The organism is Chitinophaga fulva (assembly GCF_012927205.1).
Taxonomy (GTDB): Bacteria; Bacteroidota; Bacteroidia; order Chitinophagales; family Chitinophagaceae; genus Chitinophaga; species Chitinophaga fulva.
In genome coordinates this window covers 1,131,270-1,150,009 of record NZ_JABBGC010000003.1, presented here as the reverse complement: position 1 = coordinate 1,150,009, position 18,740 = coordinate 1,131,270, and the positions used below count along the sequence as shown (strand labels likewise).

The following is an 18,740-nucleotide window of genomic DNA, read 5'->3' as shown; positions in this document are numbered from 1 at the left end:
ATGTTGAACCTTTTTCATATAAATAATAAATACTCGTATTGGAGTATCATGATCTTCTGTTTGCTGTTGATATCCACAGCGTGCAGAAAGGTAGATCAGAATATTACAACCGTGGAAGAACGTCCCTGGTTGGTAACAAGTGAGGTTTCTCTTCAATGGCGGAATACTAACAAGTATACCTATCCATTGAATATGGTGACAGGTGATACGGTGATGTTACTGGGCAATTTTTTTCCCGGGAAACCGGGTTCCGTTATCCGTGTGGGTAATGTAGAGATAGTGCCCGTGGAAACAGGTACTGCACCCTGGATGATCAGAACTCCCTGGGACAGGACGGACTCCGTCACAAAAAAACTGGATATGGTGCGGTTTGTGGTAACAAAGGAGATGGGCCTTGGTACCAGGATCCCGGTTACCGTTTCCGCTAATGGTTTCACCTATGAAGGGCCTGTGGTGTCTATCCGCCAGCTGGCGCAGGGGCTTAGCAGAACTGATACCACTTTGTGGGTAGATAAGGTAGGAAGCTATTTGCCGGCAGATTTGAGTGGGTACCGTCCGTTTTATAACTCCATGGTAAATGATCCGAGTGTTAGTGGGGCAGGTCATGTTTATTTCAATAACAAGGATGGTCTGTACAAATTAGCGGACGGAGTTGTGACAACGATATTAAAAAATAAACAGAAACTGACAGCAGGGAGTGAATCATTTGAAATAACACAAATAAGTTCCTCTGCGGTATCCTTTGATGAGGAGACGCTCTACTTTTCCGCGGCTGTAAAGGAAGATACGCCTGATACTACTGATAACTTTATCTGCCGCTTTGTTAAAATGGATATTGCTTCCGGCGCTATTTCCACCCTCAACCGAACACTGGTAAAGAAGAGGGGAAGCCAGAAGGAGCTTATCTCCAAGTTTCAGGGGAATGTTTCGTCGCTGAAACTGGTAGCAGGACATATCAAAACCACTCCTTCGGGACAGTTGTTTTTTATTAACGTTTACAGGCCCGAAATACCTGAACCTCCGGTAACTACTAACAACCTGTGGTATGAGAATTACATCCTCAATAACAATTATGATATGATCGGATATTATTCCGACGTAATTAATAATCTTTGTACGTTGAGTGCATCATTAGAGGTGCGGTCTGTTGCTTCCCAGCAGGAAGGCGGCGCTCCCGGCGCTCCCGGATACAGTGCCTTCCTGACCACGTGTTATTTCCCTTCTACGGATGGTGCAAGTGCGCTGTTCTGCGATAAAGCGGATTTTAGTAGCAGTGTTGGATTGCTCGACCTGCAGCAACAAGAGCTGGTGGGCACCTCTACAGCACAATGGATGAACTACCTTTTCAAATCCTATGATACCGCACAGGCTACAAGATATTCCGAAAAGGAAATTTTCTTTGGTATTGGTGAAATCAACAACGGTAACTTTATGCTGTTGCCTGATAACAATGTGTTGACTCAGTTTAATACTTCCCTGGTTTCTGTTAACCTGGCGGAAAAATCAATATACTGTTATGCGGGCATGGAAGCAGGAGTGGGGACTTTCCCCCCTGACCAGAACCAGGAAACGGGAAAGTCCAAATATGTGAACTTCAACAGCTCCCTGCGGTTTGCCGGTGTGGACAGGCAAGGTGCCATTTACTACTATCAGTATAAAGGTGACTACTACAATGGGGTGACGTTTTACAAACTATACCCGAAAAAATAATTTTTTATCGCGAAAACCCTATCTTTTATTGGAAAGCGCCGGTTGTAATCTACAACCGGCTTTTTTTTATTTGTCTGGTTTTGAAACATTGTTGCAATTATTGTATATCTTTAAATTTGCAACAATGTTTCAAAAAGTGTTTAAAAGAGATGTTTTCCCTTTCTACCGGCAGTCGGATGCCATGGACTGTGGCCCTACCTGTCTGAAGATGATAGCAGCCTATCATGGCCGCGTATATCCGTTGCAGTACCTCCGCAACGCCTGCCGCATATCCCGGCAGGGCGTCACCTTTGCGGACATGATGGCTGCGGCGGAGCAGCTGGGATTTAAAACATTACCGGCGGAACTGCCCTTTACGGTGTTGGCAAAAAAAGCACCGCTGCCCTGTGTGTTGCACTGGAAGAGGGAACATTTTGTAGTGCTGTACCGTATCACGGAAACGGCTGTATATATTGCAGACCCGGCACTGGGGCGGCAAAGCCGGTACTCTCTGCCGGAATTCATGGAGGCATGGCAATTAGATGCAAACTCCGGCTATGGCCGCGCCCTTTTCCTGGAACCTACGCCGGCATTTTACGCAGCGCCGCCAGTGGAAGAAACAAAAGCGTCGTTACGCTCCCTCTGGCCCTATCTGCGATCACATCGTAAAAGTTTATCACCGGTACTGTTCACATTACTGCTGGCCAGCGGTTTCGCGCTGCTCACGCCACTGCTTACACAGGCAATCGTGGACCGCGGCATCCGTAACCACCAGATATCCTTGATACTGCTGATCTGTGCAGGCCAGCTGGCGTTGTTCCTGGGCCGTATGTTGGCGGAGTTTGTCCGCGCGCGGCTGCTGCTGCGGATAGGCGCCCGCGTGAGCACCGCCATGCTGAAAGACTTCCTGCATAAGCTCCTGCGTTTGCCGCTTTCTTTTTTCGATAACCGTCAGGCTGGAGATAACATGCAACGGGTGACAGACAACCAGCGGGTAGAAGATTTTCTGACGGTCTCACTGGTGGGCTTTGCACTGTCTGTGGTGACGATACTGGTGCTGGGAGGCATGTTGCTCTATTACCACTGGCAGGTGTTTGCCTTGTTTATGCTGGGTGGCGCGGCAAGCATATTATGGAACCATGCCTTTCGCGAACGGCGCGGCCGGCTGGACCAGAAGCGCTTCGGCATATTGGCGGCCAATCAGGATATGTTGCTGGAGATGTTTGGCGCCATGCAGGAAATAAAACTCACCGGCAGCGAGGCCAAAAAAACAGGGCAGTGGGAAGGTATCCAGGAACAGGCCATCTCAGTAAAGCTGGAAAGCCTGCGGCTGGACCAGCTGGTGCAGGGCGTGTCGCTGTTCATCAACGAAACGCGCAACGTACTGGTGACCTGTTTCGCTGCCGTGCTGGTGGTCAACGGTCAACTGACGCTGGGCGCCATGCTGGCGGTAACGTACACCTGTGGTCAGTTGAGTGCTCCCGTATCGCAGCTCACGGATTTTATCCGGGCCATGCAGAACACCCGCTTCAGCCTCCGGCGGATGGCGGAAGTGCACCAGGAGGCAGAGGAAGATACGCCTCAGTTAAAACAGCTCCCACCCGGTGAGATAACAGGAAAGGATATACGCTTACATCATGTCTCTTTCCGCTACGGCCACCGGCATTCTCCATGGGTATTGCGTAACATCAGTCTGTTGATCCCCGCCGGTAAAGTGACTGCCATTGTGGGTATGAGCGGCAGCGGCAAAACCACGCTGCTGAAACTGCTGCTGAAATTCTACCCGCCACAGGAAGGAACAATACTATTGGGAGATGAATCCTTGCAGGACCTCTCCGCCCGCTCCTGGCGCAGGCATTGCGGCGTGGTGATGCAGGACGGCTATGTGTTCCGCGATACGATTGCCGGCAACGTGTTCGCCGGCGACACGGAAAAAGACTATGAACGGCTATACGAAGCATGCCGCATGGCCTGCATACACGATTTCTTCGCCACGCTGCCTTTCGGCTACGAAACACGGATCGGGAAAGACGGCTACGGCCTCAGCGAAGGACAGACACAACGCCTTCTGCTGGCACGGCTGATCTACCGCAATCCTTCCATCGTACTCCTGGACGAAGCCACCAATTCCCTTGATGCCCATAATGAGCGCGCTATCCTCCGTAACCTGGAACAGTTCTTCGCCGGGAAGACCGTTGTGGTGGTGGCACACCGACTGAGTACTGTTAAACATGCCGATCAGATACTGGTGATGGATAAAGGCGCCATCGTGGAAAGCGGTACCCATGCAAGACTGTCAACCAGCGGCGGGGCCTACTATCAATTGGTAAAAAACCAGCTGGAGCTGGGAAAATAAATACTACATGACACTGAAAGTTTTTCCTTACGCGCTGGTGCGTTATGCTGCGATGAAGTTCACCTCGTTAAAAGTACTGGAGATAACGGAGATGGATGCACGCCTGGCTGCTGTAACAAAATTGGAGCAGGATTTCCGGCAGCACCAGGAACAGCTTTGTGACCTGCTGTACACGGCGATACAGGCTGCTACGGATGACAATACACGGCAACTGCTGTTACGATGGAAACGTGCGGTCTACAATGGCCGCAAACCACCGGAGGAAATGCCGGCGGACTTACAGGTGCCTATGCAGGACTACCGCCGGTTACTGCAACAGCAGCAACAAGATCATGAAGCCTGGCAGGTCTGTTACAATGGGCAGCTACAGCAACATCGGCAACAACTACAGGCATGGTCCCGTGAGGAAGCACTACGAAAAGGGATTTTGCTTTCCAGTCCCGTGCTGTATGCGCAGCTGAACAATTTCGCTGCTGCCGACCCATCGGCCTTCAGGGCAAGGGAGCTGAAAAATGAGTATAGCCTGCTCCGTTATATCACCCGGATAGCGGCTAAAACATCTCCCTTCAGCACATTTACCTATACCGGCATCAGCACATGGCAGGAGCCACCTGCCAACCAGCCGCCTGCTGTTATCAGCAACATCCGACTTAATAACAGTTTGTTCACTTACCTCCGCAGTTTGCTGGTGCATCATCCGGTGCTGAATGAGATCATGGAAGTGAAACTGAATGACACTACCACGACGGATGAAACACACCTGCATTTCCTGGTGAACTATTTCAACGTGGAGGCGTTTCAAAGTCTGCCTGCCCGCAGTGTGGCCTTGTGGTTGTTTCACCGGCTGAAGGAACCATGCCGGCTCGCTTCCCTCATTGATGCCCTCGCCGCGGAGATGCCGGGTACTGCGCGGGAACAGATCAAAATGTTTCTGTTGAAACTGTCGGCCAGCGGACTGCTGGAACTGGGCATCGGTTGCGCTGGTATTGACCCGGCGTGGGACCATACGTTGATCAGTTTTCTTTCCCATAGTCCGCAACAACATGCGTCTATCGACGCGTTGCGGGGACTGCTGCAATCACTGCAAGTTAATCGCCATGCCTACACTGCTGCTAATGCGGCTGACCGCGCTCAGCTGCTGGATACATCTGCTGCGTTGCTTAATACGGTGCTGGACCGGTTGAAGGACGAAGCGGCGCTACCGGATATGGCTACTGCGCGGTCGCCTGCTACTGCTTTTGAGGTCAATCACTTTGCGCCAAGAACTTTTCAGTCGTCCGATATTTTTTATGAAGACGCCAGCACAAAGCAGATAACTGTTTTGCCCGCTGAGGTGGAAACGCTGGCAGCAAAGGCGGAACGGCTATGTGCGTTACTGACGCCTTTCGACCTGTTGCAGGAAGAGAGAAACCGTATGCGTGATTTTTTCTTACGACAATATGATGTGGCACAACAAATTCCGGTGACAGATTTTTATCAGGCTTATTATCTCCAGGTAAAAAAACAACAACCGGATACAGCCAGGGTAACGGTAATGGATATATCGGAAACGATACAGCTCTCTGTGGGTAATGAACAGGTAGATATCGTTGGCCAGTCTGCGGATGCATCTGCTCCGGTGGCCAGGGGCATGTTCGTACAGCTTTTTCATCCGGATGGCACCAGGCCGTTGATGGGCGTAGTAAATGCTTTATTACCTGGTATGGGCAAAGTGGCGGGCCGGTTTTTGCATCTCTTCGATCCCGCCATCACCCGGGATTTTAGCGCATGGAATACGGCGTTACATCCCGGGCATATGATGATGGAGCTGAACGATGGTTCCGTTTTTAATGCCAATATACATCCGCCGCTGCTGGACGATGAAATCACCATACCCGGTGGCAGCAATAATTATCCCGCAGAAAAACGTGTATCCCTGAAGGATATCATGGTGCACTATGACCCTGCAACTGAACGGTTAGGATTGAAGCATACAGCCACGGGTAAACCGGTCTACGCATTCGACCTGTGCCTGGAGTCATTTTACAACCGGTCGCATTTTTACCGGCTGCTGGCGCATTTTAATCCCGAGCAGAGAGTGCCGCTCCGGAGTTTTATCACAGCGGTAGATCGTGAATATGCATCCTTGTCCGGCGCAGCAGGCCCAGTGCAGCTGATGCCGCGCATCGTCTTTGAAGACCGGTTGGTATTAAGAAGAAAGGGCTGGTTGATCAGCACTGCCGCCATTCCGACCCCGGCCAATACAGAAACGGAGGCGGATTATTTTCTCCGTTTGCAGCGCTGGCTGGTAGCGCAACAACTGCCGCAGCAGGTGTTTGTTTTTCTGAAATCACCGTATATACCGGCTACCGCCGCGAAAGGCCAGCTCCATCGGGATGATTATAAACCACAATATATCAGTTTCGCACAACCATTGCTGGTATCCGTTTTTAGGAAGATGCTCTCGCGGGTGGGCGAATATCTCTACCTGGAAGAGGTGCTTCCGGATGCCTCCCAAAATGGTACGGTAACAGAGCACATGCTTCATTGGTATAAATACTAACTTATGCAAAGTACCTGGTTGTCCGTACATTTCTTTCATGCCGGAGATCATGATCAGCTGCTGCAACTGCTGATCAGGCCAGTGGTGCAGCAGGCGGGCTGCCCTTATTTCTTTATCCGTTATTGGGAAGGAGGACCGCATATACGGCTGCGGTTATACGTAGAAAATGGTTGGCAGGCTGAAGTAAAGCGGCTGTTGGAAGATATTGCGCGGATTTATTTTGCCACATATCCTACCCATCGGCAGGATGCCACTTATCCGTTGCAGCAGCTACAGCCGAATGATTCATGGCAGTATATACCCTATGTGCCGGAGATCGACCGCTACGGTAACGTACATACGATGTCGCTGGCAGAACAACAATTTCATCTTTCATCTGTCTATGTGTTGCAGGAGATCAATCCTGCTGCCGCCCTGACGCAGGCCATCCGGATGAACCTGGCGCTGTTGCAGGCATTGCAGCTAACACCCGCGCTCACGCTGGATATATGTCACCGTTTTATACAGGGATGGCTGCCACGGCTGTTTCTCCCGGAACAAGACCGGCAGCAGCAGGAAGACTATTACCTGCAACGGATGCAGGAAAAGTACCTGGTCTATGCCCCGGCCCTGACACATGCTGCAGTAAATCTCTGGCAGGAAATTGCACAGGGAAATGCCCCTTCGGCACTACAAATATTTGCGGACGGCAACCTTGATGTCTTTACGCAATACCGGCAGCTGGGCTTCCGCGAAAGTCAACTGGCAGCTGTGGCAGGCAGTTTCCTGCACATGGGGCACAACCGCCTCGGCGTTTCCAATCTCGACGAAGCCTACATTATGTATTTCACCCGTAAATGCCTGGAACATATCTATGGAATCCCCTGATAAAATGATCATAGAAGCGGAATTACACCGTATTGCACAGATGGTACTGCCCGGTCTCCAACCGTCAACGATAGCAGAAAAAGCAGACCTGTTCAACGGTAGTGCCGGCGTTATTTTATTTTACCTGCGGTTATACGACTCTTACAAAGAGCAGCCTTACCTGGATGTTTGTATAACGGCATCGGATACACTGCTGTACCATCCCAGGGCGCTACAGCAACAGTACTATACGTTTTGCACCGGCGCCACGGGGCTGTTGTACCTATGCATCAAAATGTATGAGGCTACAGCGCAGCAGCGCTACCTGGACCGGGCGCTGGAATTGACGGCGCATTTCAAGGAAGGTATCCTGCAAGGCGTATTGCAGGACGACTGGCTGAGCGGTCATGCCGGGAATCTGTTTGTGCTGACTTACCTGCATGCACATACGCAGGAGGAAACGCTGCTGCCGCTGATCCGCTCCCTGACGGATATCCTGGTCCAACAGGCGCGATTAGCCCCGAAAGGATGGAGATGGGGCCACGTGAAGATGAGTTACGACTGCCTGACCGGGTTCTCACATGGCGCTTCCGGAATCGCCTATGCGCTGATGCAGGTGGCGGCGTACTTCAGGGATGAAGGGCTGCAATATTTGGCTGAACAGGCATTGGAATATGAGATGCAGTACTATGATGCAGCAGGCCGTAATTGGCTGGACCTGCGCCTGACCAGCACCAGCCTCGAACGAGAGGACTTCTTTCACTGGGATATCCGGCGTTTCCGAAAAGATGCTGCTGAGACAAATACCTGGGCTCATGGCGCAGCGGGGATAGGCATCGCCCGTTTGTTTGCGTATAAACAAATGCAGCAGCCCATGTGGTTGCAGCAGGTAGAAGATGCCGTGCAACGCTCGCTGGAAGATGTGCGGCAGCTGAAGCGGGGCGACTTTACCCTGTGCAGTGGTTACGGCGGTATTGTTTTGCTGTTGTTGCAGTCGGCGGAAGCATTGCAAAGACCAGTACTCCGGCAAACGGCACAAACGCTGGCTTTACAGGCGGTACGTTACCGCCAGGCGCACGGTACGTATAACAGCTACGTACCTACGATGATGCAGGACCCGGGACTGTTCTCCGGGCTGGCCGGCGTGGGATATATGCTGGCTTCGGTATTGATGCCTTGCCACGAAGATGGAGTATTACACCCTGTTATTGGTGTTGATCGACAGGCCGCGCCCTTGTATGCTCCGGGGGAAATCAAACAGCAACTATTTTCCAGGCACTATGCACATACGTTCCGGCTGTTGAGAAAAAATGGGTGGATATTACCGGATGTAAACAGTATTGATGTACTGGAAGGTATTTTGCGAGAGTCAATAAACGTTTTGCCGGAGGAGCGCTATTTGCAGGCGATGGACTGTTTTACATTTGAGCAACAACTCACTTCCCTGTGGAGACAACACAGGGGGTTGTTATATTACACCAGAAGGAGAGAAATCATCGGCATGCAGCCGGAATCCGCGCCAGAAAGGCTGTTGCAGCTGAAGTGGGCGGTGGTGGAACAGGTAGTGTTATGCCGCACGCAATGGCAGTGGGACCGTCAGGAGGAACCTGGGGAGATGGGTGAGTATTATTATCTGCTGCAAGCCTGTGAATACGGTGTGGCAGTTTTTCCGGTGGGAAAACTGACGGCTGCCATCTTTGATCATCTTCAGGGCGGGTACACGCTGGAAGAGATATTGGTCCGCTGTTTCAATACGGCCGACCGGGAGCAGGCGGTCGCGGCGCTGGTAGCGCAAACACTTTCCACGCAGCGACAATGTTTTATAAAAGCCGATTAATTGAAAAGGGAGATACTGATCAGTATCTCCCTTTTACTTTCCGTTCGTATAACCTTAGCAGATAATAGTGGTGCACAGGTGCCCCTCATCATCTGTTTGCAGGGTATGCGTAGGGTGGCTCTGGCCCGCGAGACCACCAGCAAGACGCATGTTCATTTCGTTGTCAAGGCTGGTAACGAAGCTGTCAATTTTCAGATCGTCGATGCTCAGCTGGAGATTGATGGATTGTTCTTTCATAAAATAGTGTTTTTGATAGTTTATGCCTACTGTTATGGGGTTTCGGCTTATCCCCTTGTTGCGCGCAATATCTTAGGTGGCTATAGTCTCACGCCCGCAAAGGCTTTGAATGAAATAGGCGCTCCTTCTATGTAGTAGTAGCTTTTTACGCCTTCATGAATAGAGCCGATGAGAATATCGCCACTGGAGAAATATCTTTTGTTGGTGAGGTTATCCGCAATTACCCGCACATACCAGCGACCTGCATCCCAGGCAACTCCCGCGTCCAGTTTCGTGTAGCCTTTCAGGTATACGTCTGGTGTGTAGGTAGCGGTGCGGGTAACAGTGCTTTGTCCGGCGCTGATGCTCAGGCGGGCCTTCGCAGTCACAGGGATGGCATACTGCACCCAGGTGTTGATCATCTGTTCCGGTGTAAAGGCCAGCCGGGTGCCTTCATTTTCCGGGCGGGTGTCTTTGCTGGTAATAGCGTACGTATAGGCATAATTGGCGGATACGGTGAAACGCTCAGACAGCCGTCCGATGATGTCTGCTTCCACACCTGTGCTGGTGGCTTGTCCTATCTGCCGGCTGAAACCAGGATGTTGCAGATCGGATACCAACAGGTTGTTTTTGATAATATGATAACCAGCCAGGGTCGTGATCAGCTTGCGCTGGAACCATTCGCGTTTGGCGCCCACTTCAAAGCTGTTGCCTCGCAACGGCTTAAAGTTGTTGCCGGCAAAGTCAGCACCAGCCTGCGGAATGAACGACTGGTCGTACACTGCATATACGCTGGTGTTTTCACCGAACAGGCGGGTAATGCCCAGTCTCGGGGAGAAGGCGGTTTCATTTCTCAGTGGTGTCTTTGCATTGGTGGTAACGGGCATGTTGAAAGTAAAACGGCCGCCATAGTTGAAGAGCCAGTTTTGATGTACGCGGGTGGTGTTGTAGACAAAGGCAGACCACCAGTTGTTTTCTCTGACAATCAGCCTTGGTTTGCCCAATGCCTGTACGCTATCCTTCGGCAAGCCATACTGTGGATGGTTACGGTCGAATGCGAATTTGTACTGACCGTAGGCTACGGAGAAATCGTCTTTACTGTAGTTGTAGTCGATGCCTGCCACCAGTTGATGACTTACCGAGCGGCCCGTGTTGAATGTGCCGTTGATATAAGCTTGTACTGCAGCTACCCGCCCATTCACATAGCTATACTGTGACATCCGCTTTGTAATATTCGTATTGTCGAAATTAACAGGGGAGTAGTTGTCGGAAAGCAGGGACCATGCTGCGCTTGGCGTTGCGGTATACTTCGATTGGACCGTCATTTTCCAGCGGCTGTTGAAGCGGTGAGAGAACATCAGCCGCACGCTTTGTGACATGGTATAGGATTGCGGGAGGTTGGGATCGCCGGCGTAATTGTTGCCGATGCGGTGTTGCAGCACATCGGCATCGGTACCGGTTTGCGTAACACTACTGCCTCCGTCGGCGGTCATGCGTATGAGGTTGTATTCTGCCAGCAGCCAGGTGCCGGGCTTAAAATTATATTGTAACACCGGCGACGCGATGTATTTCCGTGTTTTGATGAAGTCCTGGAAACTCTGTTGTTGTTGATAGGCCGCATTGATACGATAGGAAAATCCTTTCGCGGGAACAGCCGCACCTACGTCGGCGGATACACGCAACAATCCGAAACTGCCACCAGCGGCTTCTATCTGCCGGATACGTTGCGGACCAGGCGTTTTGGTGGTGATGTTGATGCTCCCGCCGGGTTCTCCGGAAGAGAGCAGGAAACCGGCGGGGCCTTTGACGAAGTCCACCCGTTCTATCATGGCAGCATCATCAATGAGGGCGCCCATAGTACTGCGTTGCGGCATACCGTTGACATACGTGATGGCGCCGAAACCCCTCACCATAATGGAGGTGGAAGCATCGAATACGGAGCTGTTGTAACCCATCTTTACGCCACTAGCGTTGCGGACAATGTCTTTCATTTCCAGTCCGCCTTGTTCGCGGACCAGTTCACTGGTCACACTGATGATATTTTGTGGCGTCTCCAGCAACCGGCCTTCCAGTCGTAGGGTGGCCGCCATACTGTCTGCTTTCATGGTTTTCTTTTTATCCAGTACGATGACTTCCCGCAACCGTTGTTTGCGCAGGCTGTCGGTATTGTGCTGGCCATAACTGTACAGGGAAATAGCACTAAGACCTATCAATGCAGGTAATGTTTTATGCATGTTCATATTTTATAGAGATCATTCAATTTTCTTTTCAGTACCAGTATCCCGGCGCCAAGTGCGACGGCTGTCAATGCCAGCAGGTACAGGATGCCACTTCGCCAGCGGGTAGGGCTTTCGGGATCATACGACGGATGGTAGACAGGCAATGACTGATAGTCGGCCTCCGTCAGTTGTTGATCTTGAAAATGCCGCTGGTAAAAGAATTGTTTCCATTGATCGCGGAAGCGGCGGGTTTCTTCACGGAAATGATCATAATCAGCGATATCCGTCCGGGCGATACTGTTGAGCAACAATTGCGTGTATACGGCCGGGTTATATCTCACCGAAGCGTCCAGCATTTGTTGAGCCTCATGTTTGTTGGCCTCCTGTGCCGCGAGGATACGTTGCATGCGCTGGTCTACCAGTGAATAATAAGCCATCGCGTGACGGGAGCTGTGTATGCCGGTATCATAAGCCTGCGCATTACGGTACTGTGGATAGGCCTGATAAAAGCTGTCCAGCAGCTGCCGTTTGGGAAGGTCCCAGGTGTCCCATTCCAGCTGTCGTTGCACCGCGGCATTCGTGGCGGTGTCATCTATCCGTGGCTGATTGGTCATCAACCTATAACTGGCGGGCAATACAATCAACAGTAATAACCAAAGGCTGAAAAGCAATACCAGGTTGGTGGTGGTATGCTGGTTCCAGGCAATCACAAACCAAATGAGGCCCATCCAGAAAGACAACCAAGCGGCGGTGATGCCCATCCAGGCGGCCCATTCCCGCCATGGAAAACCATGTGTAGATACAGCCATCGCCATGCCGGCGGTGCCAATCAATAACATGCCTGACAATAAGATCAGGTAACGTATCAGCAACCGTAGCAGGAGCAAACGGGTGAGTGCGCCATGCTGGACCAACAGCAGCGATAAGGTGCCTTGTTCTTTTTCCTGTGATAGTAGCTGACAACTGGTGCAGATAGAGAGCAATGGCATCAGGTAAATAAGCAGGAAGGCAGTATCGAAATTGCCGGTAGCCAGTTGCAGCGGATTACTGATCTTTTCTTCCGTAGGTGTATAGCTGCTTTTCACCGCTATAGGGTAATAATATTTGGCGAGGTCGCTCATGCCGATAGACAGCGCTGCTCCCGGGGCCGGCGGATACCACACCACAGCGTGCAGCCGGTGATCGGCCACTATAGGCCAACTGGCAGCTATGTATGCTGCTTTGCCCTGTGGAGTGCTGGTGTCGGCTTGTAATTGTCCACGCAGGGTGGCCAGCTGTTGCTGATAATGTTGTTGCAGGCTGTCAACAGCAGCCTGTTGTTTTGCGGACACGTTATGACCATAGTACAGCGCTATCACTGCGGCAGGCAACAGGATGGCTGCCACCACCGGCAGTAGCCTGGTGCGGCATAACAGGCGCCATTCCTGCTGCACTACGGACAGGTATTTATTGAATCGATGCATGTCTGGCGGAACGGTTTAAAAGTGAAATACTGATCATCAACCATAACAGTAAAGACAGGGAGGGCAACCACAGCTTTCGCAGTACCCGTATGGTGGCAGGAGGTTCGTATTGAAAAGCCGGCATCTGCTCATACAGGCGGTGGCCTTGTTCTCCGCCATCAGCCATGGCATTGTTCAACCGGCGGATGAAAGCATTGCGGTACTGTACTGCCGCCTGGTTAAAATGATACTGATGTTCATAGTCTGTGCCACACAGTGCCATGGAAATACCGCGAATGGCGAGATACGGATCAGCCAGTACCAGGTAGTGCTGCACGCTGTTTTGTAATCGTATCAGGCTGTCTGTCATTACCGCATATTTTTCGTATACCCGTTGTGTATAGTCTTCATCTGCCTGCAACCGGATAGCGTCGAAATTCACCGGCAGCTGATCAAGGCTGCTGACCTTGTACTGTTGCAGTACCGATTGTTCCAGGCGGGCGGTACGGGCATCCCTGGGGTCATTGCCATCGATGCCTGTTTTGATAGCCTGATCAATTTTTTCCTGTACAGATGGTTGAGATGGCAGTGGGTAAAGCGCTTCTCCCGTAGCTGCCGCCAGCCGGGGCAACAGGATGTGCCAGCACAACCAGATGCCACATAGCAGTAATAATGACTGCCCGGCGTGGCGGGCCACAGTAGAGAGCCAGAGGCCGAGCAACACAAAGATGCCGGCGTAGCAGCCATAACTAACCACCAATAGTAATATGCAAGGCAGAGCGCTGCCGGTAGCCATCATTGGGAAATACAGCAGCATGGAGAGTAATAGTATGGTGACCATAATGCCCAGATATAGCAGTGCTTTGCCACGTATGATGCTGCGTAGCGTGGCGCCCTGTATCAACTGTAACCGCAGCGTGCCACTGGTTTTCTCTTGTGTATAACTGTTGAAACACAGGAAGAAAAGAAATAGCGGAAAAAACAGTTGCAGTACCGTTGCCGGTGTGAGCGCGCCAAAGCGCAGGTAAAGATCAGCAGGCCCCGGTGGTGGCGTGGCCATGTTATGCTGTACATGCGCTTCAATCCGCATGGCATTGCCGGTGAACGGGGCCAGCCCATTATCGAAACGGCTCAGTGGTGTGAGCGGTTTGAAGATATAGGTACCGAAATGCGCTGCGCTGTGCGGATCATCTGTACGCAACTGTTCCCACTGCTGCCGGAACTGCCGGTTGGCCGCTTCCCGCTGCTGTTGCTCCTGCCGGTATAGCAGGCGTGAGCCGGCAGCAGCGATGCCGGACAGCACCAGTGCAGACAACAGGGTGACGGCCATGGTGTAATTACGCGACACCATGTGCCATTCTTTGATGGCAATTATGCTGATCATATCAGGATGTTTGTTACCAGGTGGATGTTTCCATGTATTCCATGTAGCTGTTTTCCAGCGTGTAGTGATCTATTGCAGCGGCTTCCATGATGGTCAGCAGATGTCCGTCCCGCATAATACCGATGCGGGTGGCGACTTCTTTGGCGCGGTAAATATCATGGGTGGCCATTAATACGGCGCGGCCTTCCTGGCTAAAGCGCCGCAGCAATGCGGAGAACTCGTTGCTGGCGCTGGGGTCCAGCCCGGAAGTGGGCTCGTCCAGCAGCAGAGCCCCTGCGTTTTTAGCAGTGGCTATAGCAATACCTACTTTCTGCCGCATCCCTTTGGAATAACTTTGTACTGCCCGGTGAATGGCTGATTCCTGTAAACCTGCGTCCAGCAATAGTTTGATGGCAGCATCTTTGGCAAGTTGTTCACCGGTGAGCGAATGGAAAAAGGTCAGGTTCTCCAGCCCGCTCAGATAAGGGTACAAGGTAACGGTCTCGGGTATATAGGCGAGATGCCGCCGTGCTTCCTGTGGCCGGCTGAACACCGGTATTCCATTTACCAGCGCCTCTCCGGACGTTGGCGACAGAAACCCCAGAAAACAACTGATGGTAGTGGTTTTGCCGGCGCCGTTAGGCCCCAGCAGGCAGAAAATTTCACCTTTGGCTACAGACAGGTCGAGCGCATGCAGCGCAGTATGACGGCCAAATGTTTTGGTCAACGCAATAGCTTGCAGCATAAGTTACAGCGATACGGGTACAATGAAGCAGAAACGGAAAGTGGTCTTAGATAAAAGATCACACTGTAGGTGGGCCTCTGTTGGTCTGCACTTGTTGTGCGCCAGGGTGTCCGTTTGCTGTAAAGAAAGAGAAAGAAATGTATGGAATGGATAGTATCTGCGGAGAAGAAATGAAATCCGGAACAGTCGCATCTTTGGCCAGCTGAAAGTCGCAGATCTCGCAGGCATGTGATGCCTGTACCTGCTGATCATTCAGCCCGTGATAATGCGTCGTATAACCCTGGCCGGTAGCCGGATGATGGTGGAGCAGTTTTACCATCTGCACAAAAACCAGCAGGGCCATCAGGAAGAAGGCCAGTAATCTGCGGGTGATGTCAAATGGTTTTGGGTGCATGGAGCAAATATAGGATATGTATTTCAGAAATGAAACATTGTTGCAAAAAATATCTTCTCTGAAATTTTAATAAGGCCATTCAAAAAAATCGGCGGGCATCCAGCTGACATGTGCAGGTTTTTCTTCCGGCCGGAGGAAGAACTGTGTAATGATTTCCAGCGCTGCCGGCATGTCTACAAAAGAAACGACCGGTACATATTGTTCATCGCCGGCGTCTGTGGTGGTGCGGTCATGCGTATCTGTAACACTGTACCATGCGGTGCCATGACGGGCATCGGGGACATTGTAATCATATCTGAAAGAAATTTCATCAGGCGTCCGGATAATAAAAAAAAGAATGATGGCAGTGCCCTGGTCCATCAGGTATTCAAAATATCCGCCGTTGGTTTCTTCAAGATCTTTTTGACGAAGACGGCTGAAAATATTTGTTACCATTTCTAAAGCAATGGCCTCATGATCAGTCTGGTCTAGCAGTGTGGTGTAGATAAGCATGTTATCAATATAGTTTTTTTCTGTTGATTATTGCCGGGCATACTGTATTTTTATAGCATCAGCCCCCACCTTTTATTAATGACGATGGAAACAAATACCCGGGAAATATTTCTGACCGCCTGTACGAAGATCGCAGAACGACTGTCTGCATATGGCTTTAAACCCATGCAGAAAGCGCAAACATTGAGAAAAACCACCCGCAACAAAAAAGTCTATTTCGACATACATTTTCAATCGAGCGTTAAAAACTGGAATGGTGGCATTACCCTCTGGCCCTATCTGAGCATCGCCTCCGGTGAACTGAAAAAGTGGCAAATACAGCAGCATCAGGATAAAGACGCCACCGGAACGATCTTCGCCACCCGGCTGGAGAACCTGACACCGCTGAAGAATAAAAACCAGGATTGGAACATGGCTGTCAGCAACCAGGAAAATGTAATTCCTAAGTTGTGTGAACTGATCATCACTTATGCGTTGCCGTTGTTCGATAAATTTGAAGACACGGACCAGGCGGTGCAGGATATGGTGGCCAACGGCGTTGCTTTTAATGAACATTTTGATACCCGTCATCAGAACCTGCCGATAGACTTCCTCTGTTGTTTCGGCTCACAGGCGCAGGCGCAGTCGGCCTTTGATAACTATCTCCGGCAGCAAAAACTAACAGCAGGGGCTAAACGTATCTATGATGAAATGGCTGCGCAGAAGCCGCCGGTGAACAAAAATATTACCGATAATACCATGAGGGCGGCCTACCGGAATAAACTAACGATCAACAGCTGAAAATCAGAAGTCTCCGGAGATAGTGGTTTGTTTCATTTTTGTATGAAGGATGCCTCAGCTGAATGTTGTTTTCAGTCGGTTGAAAGTGGCGGTCGTTTCAACGATGAGCGATTGCATCAGCTCCTGGGCTTTCCGATGTTTGAGTAGCGGCGCTATCTGTCCGCTCCAGAAAAAGACCTTGTCCCATTGTTCCTGGTCGATGGCAGCTTTCCGCAGGGAAGACAGGAGTGTGGATTGTAATGGGAAAGGTAATGCTGCATTTTCTTTCCCTGCGATACCACGACTGATACTATTGCTAATACCGCGGCCCAGTCGTCCGGTAAACGCTCTTGTAAGGGTGGTGTGTTTGGCAGCAGGGGAGAACAGTTGCTGCCTGTGTATGGGCATAATATTGGATTCATCACAGGCGAGGAAGGCGGTGCCTATCTGTACGGCTTCTGCGCCTAACAGCAACGCTGCGGCCGTTCCCCGGCCATCGGCAATACCTCCCGCGGCGATGATGGGTACTTTCACTTTTTCCCGGACCAGTTGCAGCAACACAGAAGTACCCATGGTAGAGCTTTCTGCAGGTGCCAGGAAAGAAGGCCGGTGCCCGCCGGCTTCAAACCCGGAAGCGATGATCATATCCACACCGGAATCTTCCAGTGCAACGGCTTCGTCAGGTGTAGTGGCAGCGCCTATGGTAATGATGCCTGCACGGCGGCATTGTTCCATGATATCGGCAGGCAGGATGCCAAATACAAAGCTGAAAACTCTTGGCTTTATGTCCAGGATGGCTTGCAGCTGATTCTGAAACCGCGACTGGAAAGGCGCCGGCTTCTCCGGAAAAGGCAGGCCCAGTTCATCAAAATAAGGTTGAAATACTGTCTGGGCCAGCTTGTAATCGGCGTCACTGACAGGGCTGCCGGGGGCATCGGCGTCGGATACCCATAAGTTAAGGTTGTACGGCTGGTTGGTCTGGGCTTTGATCTGCTGATCGGTTTCAAAGATTTCCTGTGGGCTCAGGGTATACGCGCCGTATCCGCCCAGTCCTCCGCTATTGGAGACCGTAGCCACTAATTCCGGTGAAGAGAATCTGCCGCCGAAAGGGCCCTGGAATATAGGGTAGTCAATGTTTAATAATTGTGTTACACGGGTGTTGTTCCACATGGTGATGAATTTATTCGTTTACGTCACTGATCATTTTGTTGACAATAAGCCATTGGCCATCGATCTTATGAAAAGAGAGAAATTCGTGATAGAGGAAATCATACATTTTCACGCGGACTTCCGCCACGGCGATGGAATTAACGACCTGTATATTCAGGATCTCTCCCTTGAAGGGTTTGCCGGAGTCTTTGGGGCTCTGGCGGTGTTGTACGCCATCCAGGTATTGGGCCAACGTTTTGGCGTAAGGCTGTCCTTTTACATCGCCAAAAAGAAGGGTGCCGGGATGATATATCTGTTGCAGTTGCGGCACGTCTCCTGTATAAATGCCTTTGAAATAATGTGCTTCCAGCACCTCGGAGATGGCGAGGGAGTCATTTTGTTGTATTGTCATGGTCGTCGATTTTTGTGCCTTCACGCCCCACCACCAGCAGGACAACAAAGCGGTCATTACAAAGGTTTTCATGGGGATGTTATTGGGCAACAGCCTTCGCTGTCAGTGATACATTCAGCTCAAAGTTATTATAGATCAGGGTGTCACCAAGATCTTTGAAGAAGTTCCCTGAACGGTATTTTATACTGTACAATGTCCTGGCAATGACGATTTTGCCGTTGCCGGTCAGCGTGTCGATGTCAAATTGTTGTGTTTTCATTTGCTGGTGTGTTTGTTTTG

General features: G+C 51.0%; 16 protein-coding genes. 6 read left to right on the top strand and 10 right to left on the bottom strand.

All coding sequences use genetic code 11. The annotated features are described in order from the left end of the window. Nucleotides 1–48 precede the first annotated feature (48 nt). The 5 genes from HHL17_RS28015 to HHL17_RS27995 all read left to right on the top strand — a co-directional run bounded on the left by HHL17_RS28015 (nt 49) and on the right by HHL17_RS27995 (nt 9,270). Nucleotides 49–1,710: a hypothetical protein gene (locus HHL17_RS28015; RefSeq protein ID WP_169228130.1), complete on the top strand. Its 1,662-nt coding sequence runs from the start codon at nt 49–51 to the stop codon at nt 1,708–1,710. A gap of 124 nt (nt 1,711–1,834) precedes the next feature. Then, nucleotides 1,835–4,045: a peptidase domain-containing ABC transporter gene (locus tag HHL17_RS28010; protein WP_169228129.1), complete on the top strand. Its 2,211-nt coding sequence runs from the start codon at nt 1,835–1,837 to the stop codon at nt 4,043–4,045. A 7-nt stretch (nt 4,046–4,052) separates the two neighbouring features. After that, nucleotides 4,053–6,587: a lantibiotic dehydratase gene (locus HHL17_RS28005; RefSeq protein ID WP_169228128.1), complete on the top strand. Its 2,535-nt coding sequence runs from the start codon at nt 4,053–4,055 to the stop codon at nt 6,585–6,587. A 3-nt stretch (nt 6,588–6,590) separates the two neighbouring features. Then, nucleotides 6,591–7,454, top strand: coding sequence for a thiopeptide-type bacteriocin biosynthesis protein (locus HHL17_RS28000; protein WP_169228127.1), 864 nt, complete (start codon nt 6,591–6,593; stop codon nt 7,452–7,454). Beyond that, a complete protein-coding gene (locus HHL17_RS27995) occupies nt 7,441–9,270 on the top strand; it encodes a lanthionine synthetase LanC family protein (RefSeq protein ID WP_169228126.1) in 1,830 nt (609 codons plus the stop codon). The genes HHL17_RS28000 and HHL17_RS27995 overlap by 14 nt, the downstream gene beginning before the upstream one ends. 54 nt (nt 9,271–9,324) lie before the next feature. Here the strand turns inward: HHL17_RS27995 and HHL17_RS27990 are convergent, their stop codons facing one another. From HHL17_RS27990 to HHL17_RS27960, 7 genes are all read right to left on the bottom strand, one after another. Then, nucleotides 9,325–9,507, bottom strand: a complete 183-nt coding sequence (locus HHL17_RS27990) for a pinensin family lanthipeptide (RefSeq protein WP_169228125.1) — start codon at nt 9,505–9,507, stop codon at nt 9,325–9,327. 80 nt (nt 9,508–9,587) lie between these two features. Further along, nucleotides 9,588–11,720 carry a TonB-dependent siderophore receptor gene (locus HHL17_RS27985; RefSeq protein WP_169228124.1) on the bottom strand — a complete coding sequence of 711 codons (2,133 nt, stop codon included), beginning with the start codon at nt 11,718–11,720 and terminating at the stop codon, nt 9,588–9,590. 2 nt (nt 11,721–11,722) lie between these two features. Beyond that, entirely contained in the window at nt 11,723–13,168 is a 1,446-nt protein-coding gene (locus HHL17_RS27980; RefSeq protein WP_169228123.1) for a DUF3526 domain-containing protein, read from the bottom strand. Next, nucleotides 13,152–14,531, bottom strand: coding sequence for a DUF3526 domain-containing protein (locus tag HHL17_RS27975; protein ID WP_169228122.1), 1,380 nt, complete (start codon nt 14,529–14,531; stop codon nt 13,152–13,154). Before HHL17_RS27975 ends, HHL17_RS27980 begins: the two co-directional genes overlap by 17 nt. Before the next feature lie 13 nt (nt 14,532–14,544). Continuing rightward, nucleotides 14,545–15,255, bottom strand: coding sequence for an ABC transporter ATP-binding protein (locus HHL17_RS27970; protein ID WP_169228121.1), 711 nt, complete (start codon nt 15,253–15,255; stop codon nt 14,545–14,547). 58 nt (nt 15,256–15,313) lie between these two features. Further along, on the bottom strand, nt 15,314–15,649 hold the full coding sequence (locus HHL17_RS27965; protein ID WP_169228120.1) for a hypothetical protein: 336 nt from the start codon (nt 15,647–15,649) through the stop codon (nt 15,314–15,316). A 66-nt stretch (nt 15,650–15,715) separates the two neighbouring features. Then, the gene (locus tag HHL17_RS27960) at nt 15,716–16,141 is read right to left on the bottom strand and encodes a hypothetical protein (protein ID WP_169228119.1); all 426 of its coding nucleotides are present in this window, start codon (nt 16,139–16,141) and stop codon (nt 15,716–15,718) included. Between the two features lie 84 nt (nt 16,142–16,225). Between HHL17_RS27960 and HHL17_RS27955 the strand changes: the two genes are divergently transcribed. Further along, nucleotides 16,226–16,921: a DUF4304 domain-containing protein gene (locus HHL17_RS27955; protein WP_169228118.1), complete on the top strand. Its 696-nt coding sequence runs from the start codon at nt 16,226–16,228 to the stop codon at nt 16,919–16,921. A 54-nt stretch (nt 16,922–16,975) separates the two neighbouring features. On the opposite strand, the gene HHL17_RS27950 is transcribed toward HHL17_RS27955, so the two are convergent. Genes HHL17_RS27950 through HHL17_RS27940 form a run of 3 tightly spaced genes read right to left on the bottom strand, consistent with a single transcriptional unit; the run spans nt 16,976 to nt 18,720 of the window. Next, entirely contained in the window at nt 16,976–18,070 is a 1,095-nt protein-coding gene (locus tag HHL17_RS27950) for an NAD(P)H-dependent flavin oxidoreductase (RefSeq protein ID WP_169228117.1), read from the bottom strand. A gap of 10 nt (nt 18,071–18,080) precedes the next feature. Beyond that, a complete protein-coding gene (locus HHL17_RS27945) occupies nt 18,081–18,533 on the bottom strand; it encodes a nuclear transport factor 2 family protein (protein ID WP_169228116.1) in 453 nt (150 codons plus the stop codon). 7 nt (nt 18,534–18,540) lie between these two features. Next, nucleotides 18,541–18,720: a hypothetical protein gene (locus tag HHL17_RS27940; RefSeq protein ID WP_206156193.1), complete on the bottom strand. Its 180-nt coding sequence runs from the start codon at nt 18,718–18,720 to the stop codon at nt 18,541–18,543. Nucleotides 18,721–18,740 lie beyond the last annotated feature (20 nt).